This is a genomic window from Mycobacterium sp. SMC-11 (genome assembly GCF_046250095.1).
In the GTDB taxonomy this organism is placed as follows: domain Bacteria; phylum Actinomycetota; class Actinomycetes; order Mycobacteriales; family Mycobacteriaceae; genus Mycobacterium; species Mycobacterium heraklionense_A.
Genome location: NZ_CP176430.1, coordinates 3,100,373 through 3,109,743, shown reverse-complemented (window position 1 = coordinate 3,109,743; position 9,371 = coordinate 3,100,373). Strand labels below are relative to the sequence as shown.

Genomic DNA, 9,371 nt, shown 5'->3' with positions numbered 1-9,371 from the left:
ATGCGTCTCCAGTCTTGAAGGCCCGCGATGTCTGGTATGCAGAGAAAATTTCTGGGGCGGGAGAAAACTTTGCCAGGATCAGGGCTTGCAGGTCAACAACGCTGAGTACTGTCTCTGCTATGCAGAATGACGAGCCTGTTTGGCCGCCCGGCGACGCGGCCCTGGATCGGGGAGTGCCGCAGTATCCGATCGGATCGGTGGATAGGGCGTTGAAGCTTCTGCTGTTGCTGGGGGAGCGGCCGCTGATCCGTTTGACCGACGCGGCCAATCACCTGGGCGTCGCATCCTCTACCGCTCACCGCCTGTTGGCGATGCTGCAGTATCGCGGCTTCGTACGCCAGGATCCGGCGTCCAAGGCGTATCACCCCGGGCCGGCGCTGATGAGCGTGGCGTTTTCGGTGTTCAACCGCATCGATATCGAGGGTGCGGCAAAGCCGGTACTGCTGCGCCTGAGCGAACGCCTCAACGAGTCGGTGCATCTGGGCGTACTTGAGGGCGCCAACGTTCGCTTCATCGCCGCCGCCGAGGGGCAGACCGCGGTGCGGGTCGCCTCACGGTTGGGACGCACCATGCCTGCGCACTGCACCTCGACCGGCAAGGCGCTACTGGCGCGCCTGTCTGATGCCGACATCGTCCGCCTGTATCCCGACGAAGAGCTGCAGCGTGTGACGAACCATTCGGTGAGCACCAGGACGGAGCTGCAACGCGAGCTCGGTCGGATACGGCAACAGGGCTACGCGGTGAACCGGGAGGGCAGTGAGGACGGCGTCGCCTCGGTCGCGGTGCCGATTCCCACGCGTGCACCAGGTGTGCTGCTGGCGCTCAATGCCGCAGCGCCCGTTCACCGGCTGAGCAGTTCGCAGTACCGAGGGGTGGCAGCCGTGCTGGTCGAGGCGGCCAACGAGATAGGCGCGCAGATCGGCTAGGTGCTATGACGGGGCCACGAGCAGCTGCGCCCGCCGCGCCAACAGGCGCCGTACCGCATCGTCCATGTGCTCGTCGATCAGTCGGATCGCCAGATCTTCGTCTCCGGCACCGATCGCCTTGCGCAGTACGACATGTTCGGTGACTTGCTCGCGCAGGTCGGGGTAGGCCTCTTCGAGTTCGCCGAGCAGGATGCGCGTTTCCGAAAGCAGGGTCCGCATCGCGCGATGCAGTCGTGGACTGCCGGCGCACTCGACCAGCACCTCGTGGAACGCCTGGTCGGCGTCGGCCGCCGCGGTGCCGTCGCCTTGGGCGGCGGCCTCCCGCAGGGCCTCTACCGGGCCGCGCAATCGCGCTGCCGCGCCGCGCGGGTCACCGCGGAGCACTTCGATCACCGCGGCGCGTTCGATGGCCTTGCGTGCCTGATATACGTCGCGGACGTCGTCATCGGTGAGTTCGACGACGAAGATGCCCCGGTTTCGTTCGCTGCGCAGCAACCCTTCGGCCACCAACCGCTGCATCGCCTCACGTACCGGCCCACGCGACACCGCAAACTGCGCGGCCAGACTCGCCTCGCCGAGCTGCTGACCCGGCGACAGCCGGCCGCGGGTGATCGCCTCTCGCAGTCGTTCGGCGATCAGTTCGGCCGTCGAGGCCCGGCTCAGTGGCTCAAACCCGGCATCGTGTGAGATTGTCATCGCCCATCCTCGAACAATGCGCCCAGCCCGTTAGTCCGCCGGGTTATCCCGGCGATGCGCAAACCTTCCCACACCGTCACCGCATTGGCTGTCAGTACCGGCTTGCCGAGCAGTTGCTCGAGTTCGTCGACGAGATCGACGGTGTGCATGGCGGTGTCGGGAATCAACAGTGCGTCCGCCCGGGGAGAATCATTGCGCAGCGCCAACTCCCGGACCTGACTCGGCGTCATCCGGCCCACCTGTGCAGCGGTGGGGATGCCGGCATCGCCCATGGCGTCGACGGTGATGCCATGGGCAGCAACGAAGCTCACGAACAGCTCAGCGATATCGCGCGGATAGCTGGCCGCTACCGCAACGCGGCGGCAGGCGAGCGCGGCCAACGCATGCACGAACGCGAACGAGGTGCTCGAGGCGGGGACGCCCGCTTCCGCTGCCAGCCGCTCGACCTGCTCGGCCGCGCCCGTGGGCCCGAACACGAAGCTGCCCGATGTGCACGCCCAGACCACCGCGGCGGGCCGCCGCGGCGCCAGCAACGCTGCCCCCCGGGCGAGTTTGTCTGGGCTGCCGAGGTCCATCAGCTCTGGTACGGCATGCAGGTCGGTGCCGTAGATGTGCACCACGGGCAGGTGCAGGTCCAGCAGACGGGCGGCGCGCGGGTAGTCGGACTCGGCGGCATGGTCGGGATAGATGAACCCGACGGTGGGTTGCGCGGCCGTCATCGCGGGGCTCCGGTGAAGACGTCGCGGAGCCACCGGCCGGGGCCCATCATCGGCAGCTCCATCCGGCCCAGGCACGCCCACATCGTGAGTTGGTTGGCCGTGAGGATCGGTTTGCCCAGCATCTGCTCCAGCGGCGCGACGATGTCGTAGGTACGCAGGTTGGTGCAGCTGACGAAGATGGCCTGCGACTCTGGACGATCCGCCGCCAGGATTCGTTCGGCCACGGTGCGGTAGTTGACTTTCCAGATTCCCCCGCCCAGGCCGAGGTGATCCGAGTGCAGCACGGACACCCCGAGCTGATTCAAGAACACGCGCAGCAGGTCGGTCAGCTCCTCGTCGTAGGGAGTCAGCACGCTGATCCGCGAGATATCCAGCGCGATAATCGCTTCGGCCAGTGCCCCCGACGTGGTGACCGCCGTCTTGGCGCCGGCGGCTTCGATTGCCGCGACCAACGTCTTCTCATATTCGACGCCGTGGATGAAGCTGCCCGACGAACAGAGATAGGCGACCACCTCCGGTTCCACGTGCAGCACGTCTCGGGTCGCCGCCTGGAGGTGGTTGGTGTCAGAGACCAGCTCGGCCATGGCCCGGCTGACCGGAACCGGTTCGTAGTGGGTACGGGCCAGGTGCAGCGTCACCTCGGCAGGGATCCAGCGCCACAGTTCGCGTTCGATAGCCAGATCGAACGGCGCGATGATGCCCACACCGCGCTGATCGACCGGCCCGTCGAAGTCCGGCAATTCCGGAAACTGGGACAGATCCATGGGTTTCCCCATACCGACGTTCCACCCCCAGGCCAGCCCTGGATTGTTGACAATCATACGATCTGTTTTTACGGTGTCAATGTGGACGCGCGGCCGGTGGTGACCGTCCAGCACGGTGAGTCGGTTCCCGCCCAACTCGATTCGATCAGCGCAGACGCGGAGCTGCGCATGGTTCCGTCGTCGCGGCTGGCCGACGGGATTGTCGGCGCCGACGTGCTGTTTTTGTATGACTTCTCTTCTCCTGCACTGGAATCGGTGTGGTCCTCCGCCGAGGCGTTGCGCTGGGTCCAAGTCGCCGCGATCGGCGTTGACGCCGTGCTGTTCGACGGGCTGATCGACAGTGATGTCGTGGTCACCAATTCGCGCGGCATCTTCGAGGAACCCATTGCCGAATATGTGCTCGGGCAGATCCTGGCCTTCGCCAAGGACTTCCGGCGCTCCGGAGACGCTCAGCGTGCCCACCGGTGGGAGCACTTCGACAGCGAGCCGATTGCCGGCGCCACGGTCACGATCGTCGGGCCGGGGCCCGTCGGGCGGGCTATCGCCCGGTTGCTGCGGGCCGTCGGCATGTCGGTCCGCGGCGTCGGCCGCTGCGCCCGCGAGGACCCCGACTTCGGCTCGATCACCACCGGCGTGCTCGCCGCAGTCGCCGACGCCGACTATGTGGTGCTGGCCGCGCCATTGACACCGCAGACCCGGGGCATGCTCGATGCCGGCGTTCTTGACGCGATGCGTCCGACGGCGCGACTGATCAACGTGGGGCGCGGGGAGCTGGTGGACACCGGCGCTCTGGTGGCGGCGCTGCAGGCCGGTGTCATTGCCGGCGCGGCCCTCGATGTCGTCGACCCAGAGCCGCTCCCGGCCGATCACCCGCTGTGGAGTGCGCCCAACGTCAGCCTGACGCCGCATAACAGCGGTGACATCCGGGGTTGGCGGAATCTGTTGCAGCAGCAGTTCATCGCCAACTTCCGGCGATATGTCGCTGGGCAGCCACTGCACAACGTCGTCGACAAGCAGATGACCCGGTACGCATCCAGTGGAACCGGCTGAGGGGGCGCAGATGACCGAGCCGACCGAACTGACCGCCCTGCAACTGGTCGCCGCCTATACCTCCGGCGAGCTCTCCCCGGTGGAAGCGACCGCGGCTGTGATCGCCGCGATCAATGAACGCGACGGCGAGATCAACGCCTTCTGCCTGGTCGACGAAGAGACTGCGCTGTCGGAGGCCCGCAAGTCCGAGGTCCGCTGGGGCGGCAACTACACCAAGGGCCTGCTCGACGGGGTGCCGATCGCGATCAAAGACGTCTTTCACACGGCCGGCTGGCCGACTCTGCGGGGATCGCTGCTGGCCGACGCGGCGGGGCCATGGCCCGATGACAGCCCGGCGGTGGACAAGATCCGCAACGACGGCATGGTGCTGCTCGGTAAGACGACCACCCCGGAACTGGCGTGGAAAGGGGTCACCGACAGCCCGCGCACCGGCATCACCCGCAACCCCGCCGACACCAGTCGCACCGCGGGTGGCTCCTCGGGCGGCAGTGCCGCCGCGGTCGCCGCCGGAATGGCGCCGTTGGCCATCGGCACCGACGGTGGCGGAAGTATCCGGATTCCGGCGAGCTTCTGCGGTGTGGTCGGCTTCAAACCCACTCATGGACGAGTGCCGATGTATCCGATCAGCCCGTTCGGGCCGCTGGCCCATGCCGGCCCGATAACCCGGACCGTCGAAGACGCCGCGGTGCTGATGGACATCATCGCGCTGCCGGACTTTCGCGACCCCACATCGTTGCCGGCGACTTTGACGACCTACCGCGGCGAAGTCCGGCGCGACGTGGTCGGCCTCGACGTCGCCTATTCGCCGACTCTGGGATACGTCGACGTCGACCCGCAGATCGAGTCCGCGGTGGCAGAGGCGGTTCAGACGCTGGCCGACGCGGGATTGAACGTCTTGGCGGCCGATCCCGGCTTCGCCGATCCGATCGACGCGTTCGAGGTGTTGTGGGCAACCGGGGCGGCGGGCAGCCTGCGCGGCCGGGAACGCGACCGCGGGCTCGTCGACCCCGGGCTGGCTGACATGTGGGATCGAGGGGCGGCGGTGTCCGGCGTCGACTATCTGGCCGCCCGCCAGGTCAGTGTGGATCTGGGAATGGCCATGGGGCGCTTCCACGAACGGCACAACCTGCTGATCACGCCGACCCTTCCGATTGCGGCGTTCACCGCCGGCTACGACGTACCGGTCGACTCCGATATGCGGTGGTGGGCGCAGTGGACGCCTTTCACCTACCCGTTCAACATGACTCAACAGCCGGCGCTGAGCATCCCGATCGGGACCACATCGGAGGGCCTGCCGATCGGCATGCAGATCATCGGGCCCCGGCACAGCGACGATCTGGTGTTGGCGGCCGGTCTGTTCGCCGAGCGGGTCTTGGCCTGACCGGTCGGTCACGCCATTGCTAGCCGTTGCTAGGCCCTGGTGAAGGCCAATTGTTCGCCGACCGCCCCGGCCATCCACAAGTCGTTGCATGCGGCGGCCATCTCGGTCAGGCCGTCCTCGATCGTGGCGAAGACATTGCCGGGCACCCACCCGACATCGCCGTTGATCAGCAGGTTGTTGCGGCCATAGAAGATCGCCAAATCGGTGGCGCCCAGCGGTGAATTCGCTTGGCCATCCTTGTCATAACCGTAGGCGGGGTTGCCGATGTCACCGGCATCGAAGTCGAAGAAGCAGACGTCGCCGGGGATCGGCGTGACCGTGGTGTTCTCCCGGCCCGGTGTGCCCAACGGCGGCAACAGCGTGTAGACCTCGTTGCGGGCGTACTTGCCGTGAAAGGCCTGGCCGGCAACGGGTAACGCTTCCCAGACCACGGCGCAGGTCAGGGGCGCCTGCTCGTCGAGCAGGCGCGCCCGGCAAGACACCCCCCGCCCGGTCAGCGTGATGGACAGGAAACGTGCCACAGCAGTCCCTTTCCTCCCCGGCCGGGGCTAAACCGGGTCGAAGACGCGGCTGGCGATGAATGTCGGTCGCGGAACGGCAGCGCCGAACGGCTCCACCAGGGCGTTGTCCACGCTGTTGTAGACAATGAAAACGTTCGAGCGCGCATACGGCGTGATGTTGCTGCTCGAGCCGTGCATGCAGTTGCTGTCGAAGAACACCGCGGACCCGGCCGGGCCGGTGATCTGACGAATCCCATGCTGATCGGCCAACCAGGTCAGGCTCGCATCGTCGGGGGTGCCGATCTCCTGCTGCTTGAGCGACGAGCGGTAGTGGTCCGGCGGGGTCTCGCCCGGGCACGACACGAACCAGCGGTGCGAGCCGGGCATGATCATCAGCGATCCGTTGCTGTCCAGGTTCTCGGTGAGGGCCACCGAGACGCTGACCGCGCGTGGGGTTGGCATGCCGTCTTCGGCGTGCCAGGTCTCAAAATCGGAGTGCCAGTAGAACTCTCGGCCATTGAATCCCGGCTTGAAGTTGACCCGGCTCTGGTGCACATAGACATCGGATCCGAGCAGTTGACGGGCCGGCCCCACCAGACGCGGGTCGGCGACCAGCGCGGCGAACGCCGGGCTGATCCGGTGCACCTCGAAGATGGACCGGATCTGGCCGCTGTCGCGCTCGCAGATCGAACGCTCGTCGGCGGCCAGCGCGGCGTCGGCCCGCAGGCGGTCCAGTTCGTTACGCAGGTCCGCCACCACGTCGGTGTCCACCAGGGTGTCGACGGCCAGAAATCCGTCGGCGTCGAACTGCGCGACACGGTCCGGGCTCAACGGGCCGCCGTTGACTTCGGCAGTCCAGACCACCGGGTCGTGCCGGGGTTCGATACCGATCGTGACGTTGTTACGCGTGGGGTAGCGGTCGGTGAGGGTTTCGGCCAGAGGAGGAGTCACGATGCCGTCTCCTGTGGTTGTTCAGTGAGCAGGGGGTACGCGCCGGTGTCGTCGTGCACCTCCTGCCCGGTGACCGGCGGGTCGAATACACACACCATGCGCAGGTCGGTGTGGGCGATGACCCGGTGGTGCTCGTGGCCGTCGAGCAGGTACAGCGTGCCGTCGTGCAGCGGGTGCACCTCGCCGGTCTCGTCGTTGATCAGCTCGCCTTCGCCGCCGACGCAGTACACCGCCTCAACGTGGTTGGCGTACCACATCGATGTTTCAGTTCCGGCGTACAAGCATGTCTCGTGCATCGAGAACCGCTGTCCGTCGCGGGCCAGCAGCAGCCGCTGGCTGTTCCACGTCTTGGACTGGACGTCGCGGTCGGTGCCCTTGATCTCGGCGAGGGTACGGACGATCATCGGCTGGCTCCTGAGGTGGTTGCGGTGAGTTCGCGGGCGGCGACGGCTTCGATCGACTTGGCGGCGATCATTAGACCTTCGGCCAGGTCATCATCGTCAATGACCAACGGCGGCATGAGTTTCACGACTTCGCTTTCAGGACCAGAGGTCTCCAGCAGCAGGCCGCGATCGAACGCCTCGCGGCATACCGCCCCTGCCAGCTCGGGGCGTTCGAAGGCCACGCCGCGGATCAGGCCGCGGCCCCGGGTGGTGACGCCGGGGATCGGGTCCACCACCTCGGTCAGCGCCTGTTCGATCAGTTCGCCCTTGCGAAGGACGGATTTCTCCAGGCGGTTGTCGGTCCAGAAGTTCAGCGCGGCCGCTGCGGTCACGAACGACGGGTTCTGGCCGCGGAAGGTGCCGTTGTGCTCGCCCGGCTCCCACACGTCCAGTTCCGGCTTGAGCAGCGTCAATGCCATTGGGAGCCCGTACCCGCTGATCGACTTGGACAAGCAGACGATGTCGGGAACGATGCCGGCCGCCTCGAAGCTGAAGAAGGGCCCGGTACGGCCGCAGCCCATCTGGACGTCATCGACGATCAGCAGCAGGTTGTGGCGCTTGCAGAGGTCGGACAGGCCGCGCAGCCATTCCAGGCGGGCCACATTGATTCCGCCTTCGCCCTGAACGGTCTCGACGATCACCCCGGCCGGCTCGTTCAGGCCGCTGCCACTGTCATCGAGCAGACGCTCGAACCAGATGAAGTCGGGCACCACGCCATCGAGGTAGTTGTCATAGGGCATCGGCGTGGCATGCACCAGCGGGATGCCGGCACCGCCGCGCTTCATCGAGTTGCCGGTGACACTCAGCGAACCCAGCGTCATGCCGTGAAAAGCGTTGGTAAAGCTGATGATGCTCTCGCGGCCGGTGACCTTGCGCACCAGTTTCAGCGCCGATTCCACCGCGTTGGTCCCGGTGGGACCGGGAAACTGCACCTTGTAGTCGAGCTCGCGAGGCTTGAGGATCACGTCGTTGAAGCGCTCCAGGAACTCGGCCTTCGCGACGGTGTTCATGTCGAGGCTGTGCACCACGCGATCCGAGCTCAGGTATTCCAGCAGCGGTGCCCTCAGGTCGGGGTGGTTGTGGCCGTAGTTGAGCGCTCCGGCGCCGGCAAAGAAGTCCAGATATTCCTTGCCGTTGACATCCCACATCCGGGAGCCGCTGGCCCGGTCGAACGTCACCGGCCACGACCGGCAATAACTTCGTACTTCGGATTCCAGGGTTTCGAAAATCGTCATAGTTCCTCCGTCCGTCGGTCACATACAACGGAACGGAACGACAGGTCGACATCAAACTCGTGCCGCGGGTGATCTCGGCTCGACCCACCACCCCGCTCGTATGCCCCCGGCCTAGGTCTGTCGGGGCTCACGTTTGCGCGTTCGTGACCTTACCGAGACCATTTTGTGATCTCAACCTTGCCACGCCCTCACTGGCGACGTGGGTGTACCCGAAGCGGTCCGATGCGAAACAGTTCTTCTGCCAGATGAGATTCGGCGAACAAATCCGCTCCGAACAGCACGGAACACTCCATTGCTGCGTCCCATCGGCGGGCGAAGGCGCTGAACAGCCGTCGGCTGGCGGCGTTGTCCGGTGTGATCGAGGTCTCAAGATGGGTAACGCCTTGGGTGACCTGCGTGGTCGCCAGGTGATCGAGCATCCGGCCGGCCAGGCCGGCTCCCCGGTGAGCGGCGTTGACTGCCACCTGCCAGACCATCAGGGTCTGCGGCTGCTCGGGACGCCGATAGCCGGTGACATAGCCGGCCGGCGCCCCGTCGACCTCGGCAACTACCGAGGTAGAGGCGAAATCGCGGCACCAAAGCAGGTAGGCGTAAGGGGAATTGACGTCGAGGGTGGCGCTATCGACCGCCATCTGCCATAGGGCCTGGCCGTCCGCGACAGTTGGTGTCCGAAGCCGGACATGATCCGTATCCGTCATCGTTTCGA

11 protein-coding genes are annotated in these 9,371 nt (G+C 66.1%); 3 read left to right on the top strand and 8 right to left on the bottom strand.

Features of this window, described 5'->3' with window-relative positions:
• Positions 1–119: 119 nt before the first annotated feature.
• The gene (locus ACKY0X_RS14720; RefSeq protein ID WP_409426633.1) at positions 120–926 is read left to right on the top strand and encodes an IclR family transcriptional regulator; all 807 of its coding nucleotides are present in this window, start codon (positions 120–122) and stop codon (positions 924–926) included.
• Positions 927–929: 3 nt separating this feature from the next.
• On the opposite strand, the gene ACKY0X_RS14715 is transcribed toward ACKY0X_RS14720, so the two are convergent.
• Genes ACKY0X_RS14715 through ACKY0X_RS14705 form a run of 3 tightly spaced genes read right to left on the bottom strand, consistent with a single transcriptional unit; the run spans position 930 to position 3,105 of the window.
• Positions 930–1,622, bottom strand: a complete 693-nt coding sequence (locus ACKY0X_RS14715) for a GntR family transcriptional regulator (RefSeq protein WP_065040062.1) — start codon at positions 1,620–1,622, stop codon at positions 930–932.
• Positions 1,619–2,341 carry a maleate cis-trans isomerase gene (locus ACKY0X_RS14710; protein WP_409426632.1) on the bottom strand — a complete coding sequence of 241 codons (723 nt, stop codon included), beginning with the start codon at positions 2,339–2,341 and terminating at the stop codon, positions 1,619–1,621. Before ACKY0X_RS14710 ends, ACKY0X_RS14715 begins: the two co-directional genes overlap by 4 nt.
• On the bottom strand, positions 2,338–3,105 hold the full coding sequence (locus ACKY0X_RS14705) for an Asp/Glu/hydantoin racemase (protein WP_409426631.1): 768 nt from the start codon (positions 3,103–3,105) through the stop codon (positions 2,338–2,340). Before ACKY0X_RS14705 ends, ACKY0X_RS14710 begins: the two co-directional genes overlap by 4 nt.
• 81 nt (positions 3,106–3,186) lie before the next feature.
• On the opposite strand from ACKY0X_RS14705, the gene ACKY0X_RS14700 reads away from it, so the two are divergent.
• Together ACKY0X_RS14700 and ACKY0X_RS14695 are read left to right on the top strand one after the other, a co-directional pair.
• The gene (locus ACKY0X_RS14700) at positions 3,187–4,155 is read left to right on the top strand and encodes a D-2-hydroxyacid dehydrogenase (protein ID WP_409426630.1); all 969 of its coding nucleotides are present in this window, start codon (positions 3,187–3,189) and stop codon (positions 4,153–4,155) included.
• A gap of 10 nt (positions 4,156–4,165) precedes the next feature.
• Positions 4,166–5,536 carry an amidase gene (locus ACKY0X_RS14695; RefSeq protein WP_409426629.1) on the top strand — a complete coding sequence of 457 codons (1,371 nt, stop codon included), beginning with the start codon at positions 4,166–4,168 and terminating at the stop codon, positions 5,534–5,536.
• A 29-nt stretch (positions 5,537–5,565) separates the two neighbouring features.
• Here the strand turns inward: ACKY0X_RS14695 and ACKY0X_RS14690 are convergent, their stop codons facing one another.
• The 5 genes from ACKY0X_RS14690 to ectA all read right to left on the bottom strand — a co-directional run bounded on the left by ACKY0X_RS14690 (position 5,566) and on the right by ectA (position 9,363).
• A complete protein-coding gene (locus ACKY0X_RS14690) occupies positions 5,566–6,057 on the bottom strand; it encodes a DUF3830 family protein (RefSeq protein WP_046284674.1) in 492 nt (163 codons plus the stop codon).
• Positions 6,058–6,084: 27 nt separating this feature from the next.
• Positions 6,085–6,975 (bottom strand): ectoine hydroxylase, encoded by an 891-nt coding sequence (gene thpD / locus ACKY0X_RS14685; RefSeq protein ID WP_409429644.1) that lies wholly within the window; start codon positions 6,973–6,975, stop codon positions 6,085–6,087.
• Positions 6,976–6,983: 8 nt separating this feature from the next.
• Positions 6,984–7,391: an ectoine synthase gene (locus tag ACKY0X_RS14680; RefSeq protein ID WP_046284673.1), complete on the bottom strand. Its 408-nt coding sequence runs from the start codon at positions 7,389–7,391 to the stop codon at positions 6,984–6,986.
• Entirely contained in the window at positions 7,388–8,665 is a 1,278-nt protein-coding gene (gene ectB, locus ACKY0X_RS14675) for a diaminobutyrate--2-oxoglutarate transaminase (RefSeq protein WP_409426628.1), read from the bottom strand. The genes ACKY0X_RS14680 and ectB overlap by 4 nt, the downstream gene beginning before the upstream one ends.
• Positions 8,666–8,853: 188 nt before the next feature.
• Complete coding sequence (gene ectA / locus ACKY0X_RS14670; RefSeq protein ID WP_409426627.1) at positions 8,854–9,363, bottom strand: diaminobutyrate acetyltransferase; 510 nt, start codon at positions 9,361–9,363, stop codon at positions 8,854–8,856.
• Positions 9,364–9,371: the final 8 nt, after the last annotated feature.